Genomic DNA, 20754 nt, shown 5'->3' on the forward strand with positions numbered 1-20754 from the left:
TGTCGATAAGCTATTATACTGTTCGCAGTCCGGCAATAGTTCGCTAACAAACTATTTTATATTTTTATTAAAAAAAATGTAATCAGTATGAGAAAATTGGTTTTGTTCGCGCACATTTCCCTGGATGGTTTTGCCGGAGATATAAATGGCGGCCTCGGTTTTTTATCTTACAACGAGGAACTTCAGCAGTTCGCCGAAGAGCTGATAAAAACGGTAGGTTCGCCGGTTTACGGCAGGAATACCTATCATTTGATGGAAGGTTACTGGCCCACGGTTTTGAATAATCCGGATGCAAACGAACAGGAGCTTGACCATGCGCGATGGGTGCATCAGATTCCTAAAATTGTTTTCTCAACAACATTGCCCAGTGCGGACTGGAATAATACGACGTTGATAAAAGACAATGTGGCAGAAGAGATAAACAAACTTAAAGAGCAACCCGGCAAAGATCTGGTGATATTCGGAAGCCCGGGACTGGCTAAAAGCCTTATGAATCTTGGCCTGATCGATGCATATAAATTAACACTCCATCCGGTTATTCTGGGGAAAGGTATCAGTCTTTTCGACAGCAAAACACCAATGAGTAATTTGAAATTATTGGAATCAAAAACGCTCGGGTCCGGGGTGGTGACTTTACATTATGTAAAGGAGGTTCAATGACTTTTTGCGAAACTTAAAAACTATTTCATCTCAACCAATTTCACGACCTGCTGACAAAGTTCATACCTAAGGTTGAACAAACAGGCCTTTATTGGCATGGGAGTTGTTAAAAAGTGTATGAACGTGCAACTGGCCTGTTGAGAGAAGAGTCGATACACGCTAACTGGTTTATATATAAATCAATCTCGGGTACGGGCTGTTTAGAGCCTGCGTAGATGAGATATGTGAGTCCTGATGCCTATAACCTCTGTTTTAACTTCTTAAAAAAGTGTCTGCCAATTATCAGGCTCATAACTAAACTATATGCAATTAATTTTCCAGGCAGTAAAATAATCTGTGTAAAAAGGACCCATCGGTTAAAATCGTCCGAGATTCTGAATGGGTTGTCAACCAATCCCCCTAACCAGCCAATATTCGTATGGTCGGGCTTGGCGCTCACGAAATGACCAACTAACACATAGAGGAAAAAAAGGCAAAGTCTGTAAAGGTTTTGCTTAAATCCTATGTAAGCCGAATCTTCGAAGACCCAGGACAGAGCGGTGCCTGCCAGAATCAGGCCCACAACAATCGCAACGTAAATAAGCCATTTTCGTGGAGGTTCACCTTCATCGTCAGGCTCAGGTGGATTTATCCCGACCTTACCAACCGGACCCGGATTACGGGATTCAAAAAACCATTCAAGTAAGCCCATAGACGTTTTTAAAATCTAAATTATAGCTAAATAAAAGTTTTGAAAAAACTTTGTGTACAGTGGCATAAGGTGTATTCTGCTAAAATACGTTTGCTTACGGTTAAAAACCGTATATCTTGCCAGAGTCAGCTGACTAATTTTGAAGTTTATATTTATCCAATACATCTATGTTAATTATACCTGACGATAAGGTAAGTGAATATTTAGCCTATCCGGAACTGATTGAGGCCTTGCGCGAAATATTTCTTTCTGATTATACGCTGCCGCTTCGTCACCACCACTTTTATAAAAATGCTGAGGGTGAGGAAAATACGTTGATTCTTATGCCTGTATGGAATAAAGAGTACATCGGGATGAAGCAGGTTACCGTAGCCCCTGGAAATGCCGGGAAAAATATCCCTGCCATATTTGCCCAATATATCCTAAGCAACGCCATAACCGGACAGCCACTGGCTCTGATGAACGCTGCACAGCTAACTTCGAGAAGAACCGCTTGTACCTCCGCACTTGCCTCTTCTTTTCTGTCAAGAGAAGACGCTGAAAACCTGCTGATCATTGGCGGGGGAGCGGTGGCTACACACCTTGTTGAAGCGCACCTTGCTGTCCGCAAATTTAAAAAAGTGAATATATGGATGCGGAATCAGGATAAACTGATAGCTTTTGTAAACGCACTTAAAACTAAAAATATTGATGCAGAAGCCGTAACAGATCTGGAAAAAACTGCACGGGAGGCTGACGTGATTTCTTGCGCGACTTTGTCCAAAACGCCCGTAATAAAAGGAGAATGGATTAAGCCGGGGACGCATTTGGATATGATCGGTTCACACAAACCGGATACCCGCGAAACGGACAATGAAGCAATACGGAAAAGCAGCATTTTTGTTGACTCCCGCATGGGTGCATTACACGAAACCGGAGAGTTGGCATTACCTATTGCAGAGCGTCTTATTTCTGAGAAAGATATACAGGCCGATATTGTTGAGTTGGTGAAAGGCACTCATCCGGGAAGAAAAAGCCAGGAAGAAATTACCCTGTTTAAATCTGCCGGACTGGCAGTGGAAGATCTTGCCGCGGCACTGCTGGTTTTTAAAAAGTTTACCAGCCAGTCCGACCAGCAATAAGAAACTTGAACCGGAAGTTTGCTTTTTAAGCGATTTACAGCAAGATTCCTGGCCTGGGTAACATGGGTCAGGATTTTTTTTTTGTAAAATATCAAGTTATAATATGGGGATTTTTCTTTTTGCTTGTCTGTAAGGGGATGTGTTGTCAAATTTTTAAAACTTAGTTCTATAAGGCGTTCAATGTTTTTCTACAAAATGGGCGTTTTTGGAAGTTGTTTTTGATTTGGTAACACAATTTATGTCTTACTAAAACAACATTTATGAAAACATCAATCCGAATGATGATCCTGTTGATTGCACTTACAGGAGCCCTGAATTTTGTAGCAAATGCGCAAACTTACAACTGGAAGCCAGTCCGAATGGGCGGTGGCGGTAATGTGACAAGCATTAAGGCGCACCCGAAAGTGCCAAATCTTTATTTTATTACCACTGATGTTGGTACGCCTTATCGCTGGAACCATGCTACCCAAAAATGGGAAGATCTGATGTGGTATGGCAAAATACCAACGACCTACTGGAACTGGGAAGCAGCAGCTAAATGCGGGGACCTGGCGTTTGATCCGGGCGACGTAACGGGAAACATTCTTTATGCAACTCATCAGACAGGCAAGGGAACTGTTCCTGGTGGGGGAACTTCTCCCGGTACGGTTTTGAAGTCGGTGGACAGGGGTGCAACCTGGACAGACTGCCAGCTGCCGATAACTGTTCTCCCCAACAGCGACCAGACTTTTTCTGACCGACTCGCGGTTGATCCTAACAATAGTAATGTGGTATATGTAACAACCCGTGCCAATGGTACATACAAGAGTACAGCGGCTGGGGCGGTAGGATCATGGACGAAGGTCAATACTTCTTTACCCGACGACCTGCCCGGCAGATTTATATTTTTCGATAAAAGCGGTGGTGTGATTGATGGTGCGACCAAAAACATTTTTCTTGGAAGCCGGGATGGCGTATACCGTAGTACGGATGGTGGGAATTCGTTTGCATTAATGCCAGGCAGCCCTGTCCGGCCGCGCCGCGCCAGCATTAGCAATGACGGTACTTTTTTTGTGACACAAACGCTCCGGGACTATAATGTAAAAGAAGAAGGTACAACAGTAAACAAATGGAACGGAAGCAGCTGGGTAAATATTACGCCGGTAACCGGTAAGGAATTCAGCGGTGTAGGGGTGAATCCCGCCAACAGTAATGAGATTATTGTAACAACCACAGGTTCATGGAATCATGATGTTGCCTACCGCAGCACCACGGGCGGGAGCGGAGGAAGCTGGTCGTCAATGGTCCCTGCAACCCGGGATGCTACTGAGGCACCTCATTCAGGAGGAGATGGTGCAAACGGAAATATCGGTCACAATGTGAATGGTTTTGCCTGGGATCCGTTCAGTGCAGGACAGGTTTGGTTTTCGGATATGCTTGACGTAGGTCAGACGACCAACGTATGGGATTCCAGGGTTACATGGAAATTACGTAATAACGGATTGGAAGAAATTGTAGTGGCAGGCCCATTGGTAGCGCCACCTTCAGGCTCTAACTATCTTGTTTCTACCACGGGAGATGTGGGTGGTTTTGACCATAAATCTTTGGATACGCCACCCGCAAAAGGAATATCAAGCTCATTTATTACCAATACAGGCTGTAATACTTCGGGTGGTGCAATTCAGTACAACGATCCAAACTTTATAGCACGCGTCGGCAGTGATGGGTGGAATGGAACTGCTATCGGAGGTTATTCGACTAACGGCGGCACGTCTTATACCAAATTTGCTACACTACCCGGAGCAAGAGGAAGGATTGCCGTTTCTGCCACCAGCAGAAAAATGGTCTGGGTTACACAAGGAGGCTTAACCTACCAATCTTCCAATCTCGGCACCAACTGGACTGCTTGCGTGGGCGTTCCTACCGGCGTTTTAAAAGCAGGCAGTATTTACGATATCTGGGCGGGAATGCAGCCACTGGCAGCGGACAAAGTGAACGGTAATATTTTTTACATTTATGCAGCTGGCAAAGTTTATGTCAGCACCGATGGTGGAGTGAGTTTTGCAGCGGCGGCCAGCAACTTACCTAATGTAGGAAATGTGGCGCAAATGAATGTGGAAACAACCCCGGGAAAAGAAGGAGATCTTTGGATTTCATTTTCAGGTGACGGACTTTTTCATTCAACAGATACAGCAAAAACTTTTACAAAAGTAAACCCTTCGGTAATCACCAGACCAAAGTGGGTGGCAGTCGGAAAGGCTGATACAACCGCATCGTCCAACCCCGTTATTTATGTTAGTTCGGAGGGAACGGCCATAAATGGTGTTTCTTATGGTGTTTTTCGTTCAGATGATAATGGCGGCAGCTGGACAACGATCGCAAATCCGGTTCCGGGAATTGTAAGTAACATGGCTGCTGATTTGCATGGAAGAGTATACCTTGGCATTGGTGGAAATGGAATCTTTGTCGGTGAACCTTCCGGCGGACCAGTCGTTTCCGTGGCAGTGGCTCCGGCCGTGGATTCAGTCATCGTTGGTTTTACCAAACAACTGAAAGCCACGCTCACACCGGCATATCCGACCAACAACGCGGTTAGCTGGAGTTCATCCGACACGAATATTGCTACCGTTAGTTCGACCGGGCTGGTTACAGGCGTTTCTGCGGGGCTTTCAACCATTATGGTAACCACCCAGGACGGCGGAAAAACCGCTCAAAGCAGTATCAAAGTTACACCTGTAATTCCGGTAACTTCGGTAATGCTCGACTCGACAACCCTGGTAGGATTGGGCGTTTCTAAAAACCTGGTTGCGACTGTATTTCCTGTAAACGCTACTTACAAAAGTGTGAGCTGGACTTCTTCTGACACTACCATTGCCAAAATTAATGAAAGCGGATTGGTTGCCGGACTTAATCTGGGCACGGCAACAATCACAGTTACCACTGCGGACGGTGGAAAAACAGCTGCTACTTTGCTGACAGTCGGTACCAATATCCGGGCAAATAATTGCGGCGGACCGACGATAAGCAATTTCGTAGCTGACACGCCTCAGTCTGCATCCATGTGGACATCGGGCACACAAACTGCTCAAAATCTGACAGGTCTTGTAAATCCGGCACCTGAGAATGTTTACAAAACACAGCGAAACAGTGGTACGACATTACAGTACAGTTACGGAAACCTGATTCCAAATGCGGTCTATAAGGTCCGGCTGCACTTTTCTGAAATCAGTGAAACGATCACTTCCGGAAAACGGAAGTTTAATGTGACCGGAAATTCTGTGGCTGATACGCTGCTTAAAAACTTTGATATATTTGCGCAGGCTGGTGGCAGACATAAGCCGATCATTAAAGAATTCAATATTAGATCGACGGTTTCCGGGTTGATCAATCTGACCTTCAGACCGATTGCAAACATGAATTATCCTGCAATCAATGCGATTGAAGTCGGCCTTACACCCCTTACGTCAGTCGGAGTGAACCCATCAACTGCTTTTGTAGGTGTGGGTGATACAACAAGATTGGCAGCAATGGTGTTACCTGCAAACGCAACCAATCAAAAAGTAACCTGGACTTCGTCAAATACATCCACGGTAAGTGTTGATGGAAGTGGGCTTCTACGCGGAGTGTCGCCTGGTACTGCCGTCATCACAGCAACCACAGACGAAGGTCGCAAAACGGCTTCTTCAACAGTAACGGCCGCGAACATCGCAGTGACAGGCGTGACGATCCCGTCAACCGGTTCAGTGGGTGTGAATAATTCGGTTACACTTGCTGCAACGATACAGCCTGCAAATGCCACAAACAAAACGCTGATCTGGTCGACTTCCAATGCCGGTATTGTTTCGGTTAACCAGAGCGGCGTTGTAACCGGTGTTGCTCCGGGAGATGCTACCATTACGGTTACAACGCAGGATGGAGCAAAAACAGCCAGCAGCGTCATATCGGCTTCCAATGTTTTGCTGGCATCGGTGGTACTAAGTAAAACCAACGCTACTGTTGGCGTGGGAGATACAACTTCGATTAAAGCAACTGTTGCTCCTTTAAATGCAAGTAATAAAACGGTGGTATGGAACTCATCGGATCCTTCAGTTGCTACGGTTAACAGCAGTGGAATTGTTACTGCGGTGGCTATCGGAACAGCTACTGTTACAGCTACTGCACAGGATGCCAGCGGACTTTCTTCGGGTTCGGCCATAACTGTGATCAGCGCGGGAGCATGCGGGATTATGACGAATAATGGTTTTGAGAGCAGCTTTGTAAACTGGATCCGAAACCCGAATGTTTCCGTCGCAAAAATTGGCACTTCTGCCCGCAGCGGGTTGAAAAGTGCTGTGATTACGGCAGATCAGGGAGCGATTAATTATGGAAAAGCAATCCCTGTAACAGGCGGGTCGGAAATCACTTTTGATGTTTGGGCAAAAGTGGAAGGAACTCCTAACCCATCAAATGCTTCCCAATTGATCCTGCCGTGGTGGGCCGGAATCGGAATCGATTTTTATGATTCACAGGGAGCTAAAATAACAAGCGGCACGACGCAATTCCAGGTTCATCCATCTACGCCGGCGGCGACTGCAACCGTATATACCAAATATACAGTAACTAAACTTGCACCCGCAAACGCAGCCACCATCGGTATATGGGCTTCGAAGGCTGGTCCGTCTGGTCAGTTGGTGGTAGATGATTTCTGTCTGACGATTGCTGCTCCGCCACAAATCGCACAAACAGTTTCTCTGGACAGTCTGGCGCCAAAGACTGTAGGCGATATCAGTTTTGATCCAGGTGCGGTAGCGAGTTCTGGTTTACCGGTCAGTTACTCAAGTTCGGATACAACAGTAGCTGTCATTTCAAACGGGAAGATCCAGGTCATTGCACCCGGAACGACTGTGATCACCGCCTCTCAGAATGGCAACGAAACATACAGCGCAGCCCCGGCGTCGAGCCGTACATTGAAGGTTTCTTCAGGATTGAAGGTGCTTTATAAAGATGGGGACAATGGCCAGGTTGACAACAATACCATTAAGCCATATCTGACCATTTCCAATGAAAGTTCAGTTGCCGTCCCTTACAGCGAACTTACAGCGCGCTACTGGGTTACTGCGGAGAATTATGCCGGGATAAACAAATGGATTGACTATGCCGAGATCGGAAATAACAAGGTTACCATAAACTATGTTGCACTTGACAAACCGCGTCAGGGAGCACTGGGCTATGTGGAGTATCAGTTTAACGCATCTGCAGGCAGTTTAAATGCGGGAGGTAATTCAGGTGTTATTCAGTCGAGATTTGCGAATGTAAACTGGGAAAATCTTGCAGAAACGGATGATTATTCATTTAAAAGCAGCTCGTCCTACACTGCAAATGACCATATTACCCTATATCGCAATGGTAAACTTTGGTGGGGAACAGAGCCTGATACAGCTGCGGCAGTTTTAGATCTGAAAGTTTATTCCGAAAATAAAAACACCAATGCTTCTCCTACTTCGCTGAGCACCTGGCTTAAAATTGAAAACAAAGGAAACGTGCCGGTGGACTACGCAGATTTATCAATCCGTTACTGGTTCACAGCAGATGGTACAGCAAGCCTTAACTATTGGATTGACTTTGCAAAGTTAGCTGCGGGGAACATTTCAGGGCAGTTTACCGGGGGCCAACAGCTTGTGAATGCAGATACATATTTTGAATTGAAAGCAGCAGCTTCTCTGGGGAAACTATATCCGCTGAGCAATACAGGCAATATTCAGTACAGAATCGGAAAAACGGATTGGTCGGCATTTGATGATACCAATGATCATTCTTATAAAGCAGCAGGCACATTCGCTGAAAACAATAAGATAACGATTTACTACAAAGGTCAGCTGGTTTATGGGCAGGAACCGGCTACACAGGTAAATGCCAGACTTGGCTTGCCAGAGATCGAAACAACGTCGGACGGGCTGAATGTGACCGTCCTGGGAAATCCTGTGACAACAGATCATGCAAACATTATTGTCAGCGGGGCAAACGCATCGCCTGTCCGGATTCTGGTTGCCGATCTGAAAGGACGTGTTCTGTTTCAAAAACTGGTTGACAAACCCGTAGAAAATGAGCAGCACACCCTTCCTCTGGGTAAAAATTCAGGTTTGTATCTGATTAAGGTTGGTACATCAAAAGAAACGCTTTCTTTGAAAATAGTTAAGCCTTAATGTTTTAAATCGTTTTAGAAGTTTAATGTTGAAGTCCGGATCAGCCCAGGTTGATCCGGGCTTTTTTGTAAACAGGCTGTAAAAAATCTTTTTGGTAATCTGGCTTTATAGAATTATTTATTGAAAAAAAAATATTATTTATAGTATGGGGATGGGGCATACAGTCTTGTCTATATGATTAAACTGTAAATCCGTAGTAAGGTTAATTAAATGGTATGGCAATTAATTCTATAAAAAAATTAGAACCCGAATCAGCCGTAAAACAGATCTCGGATCTGCCTGTGCAGGATAACGAGCCGGTTATGCTCCACGATGAATACCTGATTCGTGAAATGTTTAACCAAAATCCCCAAAAGGGCTGCGAACTGCTGTTTCGACGGTACTACACCAATTTGTGCAATCATGCGATCCGGTTTGTGCATTCGGACGAGGTAGCAGAAGACATCGTTTCCGAGGTGTTTGCAGCGTTCTGGCAGGGCAGAACTTTTGAAATGATAACAACTTCCTATCGGGCCTACCTGTACAAGGCTGTAAGGAACCGGTCTTACAATTATTTGAAATGGGATTTGAACAGGACCTCTCCATTGGAAGCAGCGGCAACTCCGTTTGTAGCCCAGGCGCTGAATCCCTGTGACGCATTATTATATAGTGAACTACATCAGCAGGTCGAACGAATTGTACAGGAAATGCCGCCGCAATGCCGCAGGGCCTATTTGCTTAAACGTGTGGAAGGTAAAACACTCGAGGAGATCGCCGCTGAACTGCAAATTACGCCGAAATCGGTGGAGGCCCTTATCACGCGCGCTATTGCCAGACTTCGCAACGGATTAAAAGACAGCTGGTTTATATACCTGGCTCTGCTTCTTTCAATTAAAGTATAAATCCGGTATGGGGTTGAGAACACCGTAATTGTCTGTTCTTTAAAATGTTCTCATTGAAACATTTCCTGTCCTCAGATGAGGTTTTTACGGTTGATCTGAAATTTTCCAAACAGTCCTGACCGGGCTGTAAAAGCTAAAAAGTATAAGATGAAAGAATCACTATCAAAGGATGTCCTTTTCGATTTTTTTGACGGAAGGACTACATCCATTCAGCGTAAGCTCGTTGAGGATTGGCTGGCTGATCCGCAGAATGAAGAGCTTTATTATCACTATCTGGATGAATGGGAAACCCGTCATCCCCAGTTTTCACCAAAGATCGAAACTGCTTTGGCAGCCTACATTTCCCTGATCAATAATGAACAGGTTGAGAAAAATGCCGCAGCGCCGCAGATCGAGAAAAACCGATTCAGTATCGTGAAAACGGCCTGGCTTTGGAGTGCAGTGGCAGCCTGTCTGTTATTGGTTGCCGGTTTTGTTTTCAGAAAAGAATTGATGTACAAATCACTGATCTCAGAAAACGGAAAGATCGCTTCCTATCAGCTGTCAGACGGAACCAGCGTGGTGCTCAATGCCAATTCTGTGCTACGTGTTCCCAGGCTGGGTTTTGGCTCCGGTAACAGGGAAGTGATCCTGGAAGGTGAGGCAGAGTTTAAGGTTGTACATACCAAAAGCGATAGCCGATTTATCGTTAGAATGGATAAAGATTATCTCATTGAGGTACTCGGAACCGAATTTGTGGCTTTTTCGCGCGAGAGGGCAACGAAGGTTTTTTTAACAAAAGGAAAAGTGAAGCTGAGCCTGCCTAAAGGCAAGCAGCTTTATATGAAACCCGGTAACCTGTTTTTATCTGAGAAGGACGGGAAATCTACTCTTACATCTGTCGCGGCACCGGGTCAGTTTGTAGCCTGGAAGCAGGACATGTTCTATTTCGACAATACCCTTTTGTCGGAGGCCGTTGAGCAAATGAATGACCGCTTTAAAGTAAAGGTACGTATCCTGGACCCCGTTCTCGGTAAACGTCGGATCGGAGGAGTTTATAAAGCCCGTCAGGCAGACGATTTGCTCGCCATCTTATCCGAGCTGCTTCATCTTGAAGTAGTAAAACACAATGAATTCATAGAATTGAGAAAATCAGTAACCAATTTAAATCATGAGTAGCAGATTTCTACAAAAAACCCGCATCGTGCTGACCATGTTATCTGTTCAGCAGCTTTGCACGGCTCAGGCTATTTCCTTTGCAAGTCAGCAGATACCAGTCCGCACGCAGCATTCGGAAACCCGAAACAGAGCTAAAAACCTTAAAGATTTATTGATCGACCTGGGTAAACAGCATCAGGTAAGCATAATTTTTGAAGAAGAAACGGTTAAAAACATTCTTATTACCGGTGCTGAATTTCACCAGGAAGGAAACAAGCTGGAAAAGCAGCTGACCGACTTGCTTAAACCCTTTAATCTCCGTTTCAGAAAAGCCGGTAAGGAAGCCTATGTGATTGTTTCCAGATTTGAAAAGAAGGCCTTCGAACCCGCGATTGCTACCATTGAAAGCGCAACTATTGCTCCGGTATCATCTCCTGAAACTTTGAGTAAACCAGAGGTTTCGGTTTTGAAAACCACAAAACTAAATCCGGAAGAGATCACAGTAAAAGGCCAGGTAACCGATGAAAGGGGCGACGGACTGCCTGGTGTCAGCGTCGTGATAAAGGGCTCGCAACGAGGGGTTACAACGGATATTTCCGGTAAATATGAAATAACAAGCGCGAGCTCCGATATCGTTTTGATTTTTTCGTTTGTAGGTTATTTGCCAAAAGAGGAGATCGTCGGTGATCGTTCGGCGATTGATGTTTCTCTGTCAGTAGATACAAAAGCTTTGGAAGAAGTAGTCGTGATTGGTTATGGAACGGCTAAAAAGAAAGATTTGACCGGTGCGGTTTCCGTAGTGGGACGAAAGGAATTTGGCGATGTTTCGGCCACATCTGCACAGCAGCTTTTACAGGGAAAAATAGCCGGTGTGCAAATTGTTAATACGGGCGGTTTGCCGGGATCGAATGCCAAAATAATTATCCGCGGCGTTGGTTCACTCACCAATTCAGACCCTTTGTATGTGATAGACGGAATCCAGGGTGGTGATATTAATTCGGTTAGTCCTTATGACATTCAGGATATCACTGTTTTAAAAGATGCCGCGTCTGTTGCCATATACGGAGCTTCTGCCGCTAACGGCGTCGTTTTGATCACAACAAAAAAAGGAAAAGCAGGTACGCCGAGGGTAACCTACAACGGCTATGTCGGCGTGGCGCAGGCCTGGAAAAAACTGGATATGCTCAATGCCGCTCAGTATGTACAACTCGTGAAAGATATTGACGAAGCGCAGGGAAATAAAGTACCTGACAAACTTAATACACCAGATGTACTGGTGACCAGAACCGACTGGCAAAAGGAGATTTTTAGAAGTGGAAAGCTGACCGAACATCATGTGAACGTAACGGGCGGCAGCGACAAGGCAACCTATAATTTCTCAGCCGGATACACCAATCAGGAAGGGATCATGAAAGATTACGGATATCAGCGTATCAATTTACGTACGCAGCTTGAAGAGCAGATCGGAAAAAGAATACGGCTTGGACAAACCATTAATTTCAAATACAACAGAACAACCGGAAATGTCGCCAGTTTTGTGGAAGCACTCCGCATGCCGCCGTATGCGCCAACCATGGATCCAACCAACCTGGGCGGATACAGCAGAGTGACCACCATTCTGGATCAAAACGATGCACTGAATCCTTTACCAGGAATTTATTTAACGGAGAAACTTTCCAGAGGTGTTTCTAATCTCTTTCAGCTCTGGGGCGAAGTAGATATTTTCAATGGTCTTAAATTCAGATCGCAGGCAAATATTGGTCTTTCCAACAGCAACAGCTACAATTATACCGGTGAGTATCTGAATGGTAATCTTAAAACGGATCGCAAAATCGATGAGAGTTACGGTTTTTCAGTTTCGCCGATCGTTGAAAACATCCTGACTTACTCGAGAAGCTTCGGTCAGCATGATTTTTCGGTTATGGTTGGTAATACCTTTAACGAGGGTAACAGAAGCCGGAGTGTCAACCTGACCGGATCAGGATTTACAAATGATCTGATCAAACAAATCGGGGTATCTAAATCGAATAGTATAACAGGTTCAGGATCAGGAATCTATGCTTCGCGCTCTTACTTTGGACGCCTTACTTATGCTTTTCACGACAGATATCTGATCAATGCTTCTTTACGCCAGGATATTAACCCGGCTTTTGGAAAGGCGCACCGAAAAGGGAATTTTCCTTCGGTGGGGGTAGCCTGGAAAGTTGCCAATGAAGAGTTTATGAAAAACATTTCCTTTATCTCCGATCTTAAAATCAGGGGTAGCTGGGGGATCACCGGAAATGCCAACATTGGCCTTTTCCTTACAGATCCGACCGTTTACCGCGGTTACGGAAACAACAACATTGTTTACTCTTTTGGAGAAAGCAAAGCATTTCAGCAGGGTGCAACAGTTACCAGAGTGCCTAATCCTTTCCTGAAATGGGAGGAGACAACACAGACAGATTTCGGACTTGATTTTGGCCTTCTTCGCAACAGACTTCAGGTAAGTGTGGACTTCTACAAACGCAATAGCAAAGATCTGCTGCTTGACGTAAAGCTGCCGGTATCAACCGGACTTGGGGACATTTATAATGATGCGAGCATGGTTCAAAATGCCGCCAATGCTGTCAACAAAGGTTTTGAAATAGCGCTTTCTTACGCTGGACAGGCCGGAGATTTTAGTTACAGTGTATCTGCCAATACTGGATACAACAAGAACAATGTGGTTTCGCTCGGTAATGGTGGCCCTATTGTCAGCGGCAGCACAAACGGCGGGATCAACATTACTAAAACGGACGTGGGCGCAGCAATTGGTTCATTTTATGGGTTTCAGGTAGAAAAAGTGGTTTCCAGTGCAGCTGAAGTTGCCAGATACAATGAGCAGGCTATTGCTAAAGGCTTTAAAACATATCAGGATGGCTTAAAGGCGGGTGATATCGTTTATAAGGATTTGAATGGTGACGGGCAGATAACCGATATGGATCAGGCTTTTTTAGGTTCGGCGATTCCGGTTTGGACCTATGGCGGCTCTGTTAATTTAGCTTACAAAGCATGGGATCTTTCGATGGGGCTGGCTGGGATTGGAGACGTAAAGGTTTACAACGCACTGCGTTACTGGACCGAAGGGACGACCCGGCCTTTTAATTCTTCCACGGCGGTTCTGGATGCGTGGAAAAAAGATGGTGATGTTACCGACATGCCAAGATCAGGACAAAATACGCCATCTAACCTGCGTGCATCTGACCGGTTTCTGGAAAATGGTTCATTCATGCGTCTGCGCAATCTTACACTTGGTTTCTCCGTGCCGAAAAAAGTACTGAATTCCACAACCGGAAAAGTATTTTCAAGCTTCCGGATCTACGCAACGGGGATGAATCTGCTGACACTGACCAACTACAAAGGATATGATCCCGAAGTGAGTGCCAGTGTAAACGATGCTAAATCTTTTATTTTCACAAAAGGTGTAGATACAGGTCAATATCCACAGCCAAGAACTTTCCTTCTCGGAGTTCAGGTAGGGTTTTAAATTTCTCCATTCAACTTCATTTTTCTGATAATGAAAAAGCAAATACTTTCGCTCGGAACGTTGGCCTGTCTGGCCATAGCTGGCTGCGACAACTCGCTGGATAACGTTAAAAACCAGACGAGCTACAACGACGATACCTACTTTACTACGCCAGCAACCATATCCGAAGCCCTTACGGCAGCCTATGGTCTGATGCTTTATGAGGGACTTTATTCCAGGGATTTTTACTATCTGATGGACCTTACCGGCAATGAGGCCGAGGCCGATGCCCCGCTTTTGGGAGATGTTTTACAGCTGCACGATTACAGCTACGCGGCCAACCATGCACAAATTAATGATCTTTGGTCAACAGCTTATAAAATGACATTCAGGTCGAACCTGGTGATCGATAAAGCCTCAAAGGTTGTTCCGGCTTCTGATGCTGAGAAGGTCAAACTGGCCCAGTATGTTTCTGAGGCCTACTTTCTGAAAGCCTATGCAGAGTTTTTGCTGGTAACGCTTTGGGGGCGTGTACCCATCCGAAAAGACTACGGTGAAAACAGCGAGTTCTACTTATCAAGATCCAGCGTTGAAGACAACTGGAAGCAGATAGAATCAGATCTGAACAATGCGATAAGCGGATTGCCAGTAACTTACAGCGCTACCGATCTGGGTCGTGCCACAAAAGGTGCAGCTATTGCGCTGCTTGGCAAATCCTATTTGTTTCAGAAAAAATATACGGAAGCTGCCGTGCAATTTGAATTACTGACCAAAGCGCCATATACCTATAATCTTGTTTCGAATATCGATGAGCTTTTTACCAAATCTCCGGTAAAAAATGCTGAAACGGTTTTTGATATACCTCACAAAGCATGGGGAGGCTGGGCCGAAGGAAGTCCTTACTACATGTTTGGCTCACAGGAAGGGTCGGGAAGTGGTAAAAACACCTTGACCGGAAGGGCCATGGAGTATGGCTGGAATGACTGGCGGAACGTGTTTATTTCAGATGCGGCGGTAAAGGCATTTACTTACAATGACGAATCGGGAAAAGTATATGTGGATCCCAGGGCAAAGAATACTTTTTACGGAGATAAAACAAGTGGTGGCGACGTGACTTATTGTGACAATTGCACTGGTGGTGCAAAGCCTTATCCTTATGCGGAAAACGGAAATGGTTTCAGGTGGAGAAAATACGAACCCTACGAATACAAAGAAAAAGGAGAACTTCCCCAGTCGGATATCAATTCGCAGGTGATACGTTATGCAGATGTGTTGCTGATGCTTTCCGAAGCATATACTAATAGCGGTAAAATAGCGGATGCGCTGCCGTTGATCAATAAGGTCCGTACACGCTCCGGCGCCTATGCTTACACTTCGCTGGGAACGAAGGAAGAAGCCATGAAAAAGATTATGCTCGAACGCCAGCTGGAACTTGCCGGTGAGCAGGTTCGCTGGTTTGATCTGATACGATGGGGAATTGCCAAACAAACGCTGAATGCAGAGAAGAAGGCCAAATATCCAACGTCAAGCCAGTCTTTTTTTCAGGATAAACACGTTCTGTTTCCTATACCCTTAACTGAAAAAAATACCAATCCGCTTGTTGCCAAAGACATTACCGGCGAATGGAATTAATTGATTTGTGGATTTAAGAATTGATCCGCTGGTATGTCAGCGGGTTTTTCTTCTGTAGTGGAATCAAGGATGGCGGGCGGCAGGTATAAAAAATTTCTTTTATTGCCTGAATTTATAATTGCTAAATATTTGCGTAAAAATCCGTTTGCTCCTTTGTCCAGTCCGTTGTCAGTACATCCTTAATCGCCTGCCTGAAGTCGTTTAGTGATGCGGGTTTAGTGATGTAACCATTCGCACCCAATATTTTGGACTGAGATACATGGTAGTCGCTATTTGAAGTCGATAACATAATGACAGAAACGGGAAGTGACTGTTTCCGGATTTCAGAAAGACACTCCAAACCATTCATCAACGGCATATTGATGTCAAGAAAAACGATATCAACGTTCTGCAGTTTATGAAGCAATTCAAGTGTCTGCAGTCCATCTTTGGCAAAGTGTAAATTGATGGTTATCTGAAAGTCCGAAATAACCTCCTTGAAAACCAGGATATCGTCATGGTCATCCTCGGCCAGCAAAATTGTCAGGGTTTGTAAACTGAATGACTCCGTAAAAATGTCCAAAGGATTCCTGGCTATGATGGGAAAAGATACTCAATATATAAAAATCAGAAATATTTTTCAATATAAAAGGCATATCAGATTAAAAATGCCATATTTTACTATATACTTTAATTATCGTGGCTACGATTTTATTGCTACCTAAAATCTTGAAATAAAAAACTATTCGGTTGTGTAAACCATTTCCTTACGAAAGTCTGGGTGTGTCAAGTGCTTTAACCCACTCATCCTTACCGCATCTGTTGCACTTTTTGGGGCCTTCTTCGATGTGCTCAGTATTGCCGCAAAACGAGCAGGCATAATCGGCCGGGGAGCTGATGTTCTTGATTTTTTGTTTATACAATTTAGGCATAACCGGCAAACCCGATTTAACCTGATCTTCCTGATAATATAGAAAACTTACGTTGCCATTGGGTTCTAAAACGGCCGTGCGAACCTGTCCCAGGTGCTCTATGCTTTGCTGCCGCATTTCAGAAAAAAATTCATCTTTTGCGTATGTTTCGTCACCAGTGTCCAAATTAAATCTGCCATCTTCGATAATGTAAACAGGATCTCCTTCCAGCACGCTTTCGAATTTTTCATTTTTCATTGCAAACCAGGTGACCAGGCGGTAAAATCCCAATATTGTTGCAAAAACCAGTAATGCAGGTACAATTGCATTATCCTTATTAGACATTGGATCCCCAGCTGCTGAACCCAATCCAATGATGATTGCCACTTCAAAAATCGATAATTGTTTGACTCCCTTTTTTCCTGAGATTCTCAGAAAAACCAGGATGAGCGCGAACATGATCAGAGTACGGAGTATTATTTCAAAAGCAAATTCCCAGTCCAGGTCATTGATAAATAGTTCTTGCCAATCCATGAAGTGTAGAGTAAATCAAATTTGCTATAAATATGAAAGAACCGTACCAATCAACAGCGTCTATACTGATTTGAAAGCGTTCCTATACCATTCAGAGTCGGTAAGTATCGGGGATTTTTTATATTTTTGGTAAAACTAAAATAATCCTTACAGGTTTTGAATGATACAATATGCATCCTACTGGCCGAGGATGATGAAGACGATGTGTTTCTTTTTGATCATGCGCTGCGCGACAGCGGGCTTACTTACATGCTGACGGTTGTGACGGATGGCTCCGAAGTAATTTCGGAACTCTCCAGTGATATTCCACCGGATCTGCTTTTTCTGGACATCAATATGCCGCGTCTTAATGGTATAGAATGTTTCACCCTGGTAAAATCAACAAGCGGTTTACCTAAAATACCGGTAATTTTTCTTTCTACCAATACTAGTTTAAAGGTTGTTAAACAGGTAGAAGATCTTGGGGCGCAGGGGTTTATAATGAAGCCCAATTCAATTGATGCGCTAAATCATATACTGGCATCTGTGCTTGAAATTGACTGGACAAAGCGTAAGAAGCAAGATTTCTTGTTTTACGGAAGAACATAGTTTTTGGGTAAACACTTTTGTTAAATCTATGAATTTAAGGTTTTAGTATAAAGCGTGAACCTGTTTAGATTAAGTTTGAAAGCCAACAATAGAAACAGGTCCACGCCGGAAGACTAGTTGCTTTTCGCTCTTTGTTCTTCAATAGCATCCAGCAATTTTTGGAAGGGTTTATTGAATTTTTCTATTCCTTCATCTTCCAGTTGTTTTGTAACTGCATCAATATCAATTCCTGCCGCAGTGATTTTTTCAATGATTTCATCCGCTTTCTGAACGTCATCTTCCAGGCGGCTCGCAGGTATCCCCTGATCACGGTAAGCTGTTAATGTATCCATAGGAATGGTATTAACCGTATTCGGCCCGATTAGCGCTTCTACATATTTGGTATCCTTAAAAGCGGGATTTTTATTTCCCGTGCTGGCCCATAACAAACGCTGTGGAACGGCCCCCTTATCTGCAAGTTTTTGCCAGCGGTCAGTGCTAAAAAGACGTTTGTAGATTTGATACGCGCTTTTCGCATAGGCAATGGCAACTTCTCCTTTTAAATCGCCTAAACCTTTTTCATCCAGTAAAGGATCAACCAGAATATCTATCCGGCTAAGGAAAAAGCTGGCTACCGAAGCTATATTATGAATAGGCAGACCCTTTTCAGACCTTTTCTCCAATCCTGAAATATACGATTCTACAACAGCCTCGTAACGATCGAGACTAAAGAGCAGGGTAACGTTGATGTTAATTCCTTCGCTGATTGCTGATTGAATGGCGGCAAGTCCGGGCTTCGTTCCCGGAATTTTGATCATCACATTTTCTTTATCTACCGCTTTCCAAAGATCCCCTGCCTGCTTGATAGTGCCTTCTGTATCAAGCGCAAGGAAAGGGGATACTTCAAGGCTTACATAGCCGTCGGCTCCCACAACCTCCTGATCATAAACAGGTTTCAATATGTCACAAGCCAGCTTTATGTCTGCAATTGCCAGACCGAAAAATATTTCTTCATTGGTGATGTCACTTTTGGCCAATTCGCTGATGTCAGCATCGTAATCTGAACTGCTGCTGATGGCTTTTTCAAATATGGCAGGATTGGAAGTGACACCTCTGACGCCATCATCATCAATTAACTTCTTCAGCTCACCGGAAAAAATAATTTTGCGGTCGATAAAATCCAGCCAGATGCTCTGACCAAACTGATGTATTTCTTTTACTTTACTTGTCATGATCGACTTATTTATTAATTAAGTATTCATAAAATAGGCTGGCCGGCTAAGGCTGCTCTTGTTTAACAATAATTTCGTCTTATTCATTACATTTCGAAATTGTTACACCCTGCTTGATTGCTATTAAATGCTTTAAAAAAGTCCGAAATGAAATTTGCCGGAATACGAATGCGTTTTTTTACAAACCTGAATATATCGTGGATCGAGTTTCCCTGGATAAGTTACTGTTTGCTTATATTTGGCAAAAAACATTTACATAAAAGTTCATTTATGAAGAAACTTAGCATTTGTACGCTGCTGTTTACATTTATCCAGTTTGCAAACGCACAGCAGGCAGTAATTCGCGGAGATTTTGCCGATCCGTCAGTGATTAAAGTGGGAGATACATACTATGCTGCTGCGACGAGTTCCAACTGGGCTCCTGCATTTCCACTTATGAAATCGAAAGATTTGCAAAATTGGCAGCAGGCAGGATCCGTTTTTCCTGATCTGACTTCCTGGGCAGATTTTTACTATTGGGCTCCCGAGCTGAATTATGATAATGGCAAAGTGTATGTGTACTACACCGCACATAAAAAAGGTGGGAATCTTTGTGTCGGAGTTGCCAGCGCCGATTCTCCGGAAGGACCGTTCAAAGATCACGGGCCGTTGGTCTGTCAGGAAGCAGGATCGATCGACGGGTTTCCAATACGGGATGAAAACAACAAGCTGCACCTGACCTGGAAAGAAGATGGCAACAGCGTGGGCAAACCGACGCCGATCTGGATTCAGACGATCAACGAGCAGCGGACGGCGCTGACGGGGGGAAAAAAGGAGCTTTTTCGAAATGACACACCCTGGGAAGCAAATTTGGTTGAAGGTGTTTCGGTCATAAAAAATAATGGATATTTCTACGCAATTTATGCGGCTGCCGGTTGCTGCGGAGCGGGCTGCACGTATGCAACTGGTATTGCACGTTCAAAAAAGCTAATGGGGCCCTGGGAAAAATATTCCGGAAATCCGATTCTGACAGGGCAAGGAGAGTGGATGTGCCCGGGCCACGGGACGGCGGTTACGCACAAGGGTAAAAACTACTTTATGTACCACGCCTATGACAGGGCCTCAAACAAATATACCGGCCGGCAGGCATTGGTTCGCGGTTTTGAATTCACTTCTGACAACTGGCTGCGCTTTACTGATGAATATATTTCGCCCTCAGATGTAAGTTCATCCTATTCCATAACTGATGATTTTGATAAAGAAAAACTTGATCTACAATGGAGCTGGTCTGTTTTCAACAAACCATCAGTTGAAATAAAAAATGGCAGGCTGGGAATGAAAGTCAAGGGTGACCGCGAAACCTATATTGCCCGGAGAATAGACAGCCAAAACTACGAAGCAGTAGTAGAAACAATACCGGGAAAGAATACACTTGCGGGTGTTGCTTTGATTGGAGACGATAAAAATCTGATTTATACGGTTGCAACGCAGGATAGTATTGTTGTTACGCTTGTTAAAAATGGCGCGAAAAGCAATCTGGGTGTGTTTCCAATCGCTGCGAAAGGCATGCATTTGTTTCTTAAGATGAATGTAAAAAATAATACGGATATCAGTTTTTCTTACAGCAGTAAAGGATCTGATTTTACGACCTTAAAAGTAGCAAGTCCGGATATTAAGTTTCTGCCTCCCTGGGACAGGGCCGTTCGCGCAGGCATTTTAGCCAAAGGTGCAGACGGTGATGTAGCGGAAATTGAAGGATTTGTTTTTAAGAGTTATTAAAAA

At 44.3% G+C, this 20754-nt stretch carries 13 protein-coding genes; 9 read left to right on the forward strand and 4 right to left on the reverse strand.

Features of this window, described 5'->3' with window-relative positions; translation table 11 throughout:
- Positions 1-87: 87 nt before the first annotated feature.
- The gene (locus E0F88_RS05565; RefSeq protein WP_131957197.1) at positions 88-660 is read left to right on the forward strand and encodes a dihydrofolate reductase family protein; all 573 of its coding nucleotides are present in this window, start codon (positions 88-90) and stop codon (positions 658-660) included.
- A 238-nt stretch (positions 661-898) separates the two neighbouring features.
- On the opposite strand, the gene E0F88_RS05570 is transcribed toward E0F88_RS05565, so the two are convergent.
- Positions 899-1351 (reverse strand): hypothetical protein, encoded by a 453-nt coding sequence (locus E0F88_RS05570; RefSeq protein WP_131957199.1) that lies wholly within the window; start codon positions 1349-1351, stop codon positions 899-901.
- A gap of 167 nt (positions 1352-1518) precedes the next feature.
- Here E0F88_RS05570 and lhpI point away from each other — a divergent pair, with 167 nt between their 5' ends.
- The 6 genes from lhpI to E0F88_RS05600 all read left to right on the forward strand — a co-directional run bounded on the left by lhpI (position 1519) and on the right by E0F88_RS05600 (position 15770).
- A complete protein-coding gene (gene lhpI, locus E0F88_RS05575; RefSeq protein ID WP_131957201.1) occupies positions 1519-2472 on the forward strand; it encodes a bifunctional Delta(1)-pyrroline-2-carboxylate/Delta(1)-piperideine-2-carboxylate reductase in 954 nt (317 codons plus the stop codon).
- Between the two features lie 260 nt (positions 2473-2732).
- Positions 2733-8633 carry a cellulose binding domain-containing protein gene (locus E0F88_RS05580; protein WP_131957203.1) on the forward strand — a complete coding sequence of 1967 codons (5901 nt, stop codon included), beginning with the start codon at positions 2733-2735 and terminating at the stop codon, positions 8631-8633.
- A 215-nt stretch (positions 8634-8848) separates the two neighbouring features.
- Entirely contained in the window at positions 8849-9514 is a 666-nt protein-coding gene (locus E0F88_RS05585) for an RNA polymerase sigma-70 factor (protein ID WP_131957204.1), read from the forward strand.
- Positions 9515-9661: 147 nt separating this feature from the next.
- Positions 9662-10672, forward strand: coding sequence for a FecR family protein (locus E0F88_RS05590; RefSeq protein WP_131957206.1), 1011 nt, complete (start codon positions 9662-9664; stop codon positions 10670-10672).
- Positions 10665-14159, forward strand: a complete 3495-nt coding sequence (locus E0F88_RS05595) for a SusC/RagA family TonB-linked outer membrane protein (RefSeq protein WP_131957208.1) — start codon at positions 10665-10667, stop codon at positions 14157-14159. The genes E0F88_RS05590 and E0F88_RS05595 overlap by 8 nt, the downstream gene beginning before the upstream one ends.
- A gap of 30 nt (positions 14160-14189) precedes the next feature.
- Complete coding sequence (locus tag E0F88_RS05600) at positions 14190-15770, forward strand: RagB/SusD family nutrient uptake outer membrane protein (RefSeq protein ID WP_131957210.1); 1581 nt, start codon at positions 14190-14192, stop codon at positions 15768-15770.
- Between the two features lie 121 nt (positions 15771-15891).
- Here E0F88_RS05600 and E0F88_RS05605 read toward each other — a convergent pair whose 3' ends face one another.
- Positions 15892-16332, reverse strand: a complete 441-nt coding sequence (locus tag E0F88_RS05605; RefSeq protein WP_165940001.1) for a response regulator — start codon at positions 16330-16332, stop codon at positions 15892-15894.
- Positions 16333-16516: 184 nt separating this feature from the next.
- A complete protein-coding gene (locus E0F88_RS05610; RefSeq protein ID WP_131957214.1) occupies positions 16517-17194 on the reverse strand; it encodes a DUF421 domain-containing protein in 678 nt (225 codons plus the stop codon).
- Positions 17195-17350: 156 nt separating this feature from the next.
- Between E0F88_RS05610 and E0F88_RS05615 the strand changes: the two genes are divergently transcribed.
- Positions 17351-17782, forward strand: a complete 432-nt coding sequence (locus E0F88_RS05615) for a response regulator (protein ID WP_131957215.1) — start codon at positions 17351-17353, stop codon at positions 17780-17782.
- A 113-nt stretch (positions 17783-17895) separates the two neighbouring features.
- Here the strand turns inward: E0F88_RS05615 and tal are convergent, their stop codons facing one another.
- Positions 17896-18993 carry a transaldolase gene (gene tal, locus E0F88_RS05620; protein WP_131957217.1) on the reverse strand — a complete coding sequence of 366 codons (1098 nt, stop codon included), beginning with the start codon at positions 18991-18993 and terminating at the stop codon, positions 17896-17898.
- 270 nt (positions 18994-19263) lie between these two features.
- On the opposite strand from tal, the gene E0F88_RS05625 reads away from it, so the two are divergent.
- A complete protein-coding gene (locus E0F88_RS05625) occupies positions 19264-20751 on the forward strand; it encodes a family 43 glycosylhydrolase (RefSeq protein WP_131957219.1) in 1488 nt (495 codons plus the stop codon).
- Positions 20752-20754 lie beyond the last annotated feature (3 nt).

Origin of the sequence: Dyadobacter psychrotolerans, from assembly GCF_004349265.1 — a bacterium.
Taxonomy (GTDB): Bacteria; Bacteroidota; Bacteroidia; order Cytophagales; family Spirosomataceae; genus Dyadobacter; species Dyadobacter psychrotolerans.

Excerpts from the sequence above, each read along its gene's own strand:
- E0F88_RS05585 (WP_131957204.1), top strand. The coding sequence starts at position 8,849 with ATGGCAATTAATTCTATAAAAAAATTAGAACCCGAATCAGCCGTAAAA.
- E0F88_RS05595 (WP_131957208.1), top strand. The coding sequence starts at position 10,665 with ATGAGTAGCAGATTTCTACAAAAAACCCGCATCGTGCTGACCATGTTA.
- tal (WP_131957217.1), bottom strand. The coding sequence starts at position 18,993 with ATGACAAGTAAAGTAAAAGAAATACATCAGTTTGGTCAGAGCATCTGG.
- E0F88_RS05610 (WP_131957214.1), bottom strand. The coding sequence starts at position 17,194 with ATGGATTGGCAAGAACTATTTATCAATGACCTGGACTGGGAATTTGCT.
- E0F88_RS05565 (WP_131957197.1), top strand. The coding sequence starts at position 88 with ATGAGAAAATTGGTTTTGTTCGCGCACATTTCCCTGGATGGTTTTGCC.
- E0F88_RS05625 (WP_131957219.1), top strand. The coding sequence starts at position 19,264 with ATGAAGAAACTTAGCATTTGTACGCTGCTGTTTACATTTATCCAGTTT.
- E0F88_RS05580 (WP_131957203.1), top strand. The coding sequence starts at position 2,733 with ATGAAAACATCAATCCGAATGATGATCCTGTTGATTGCACTTACAGGA.
- E0F88_RS05590 (WP_131957206.1), top strand. The coding sequence starts at position 9,662 with ATGAAAGAATCACTATCAAAGGATGTCCTTTTCGATTTTTTTGACGGA.
- E0F88_RS05600 (WP_131957210.1), top strand. The coding sequence starts at position 14,190 with ATGAAAAAGCAAATACTTTCGCTCGGAACGTTGGCCTGTCTGGCCATA.
- E0F88_RS05570 (WP_131957199.1), bottom strand. The coding sequence starts at position 1,351 with ATGGGCTTACTTGAATGGTTTTTTGAATCCCGTAATCCGGGTCCGGTT.
- lhpI (WP_131957201.1), top strand. The coding sequence starts at position 1,519 with ATGTTAATTATACCTGACGATAAGGTAAGTGAATATTTAGCCTATCCG.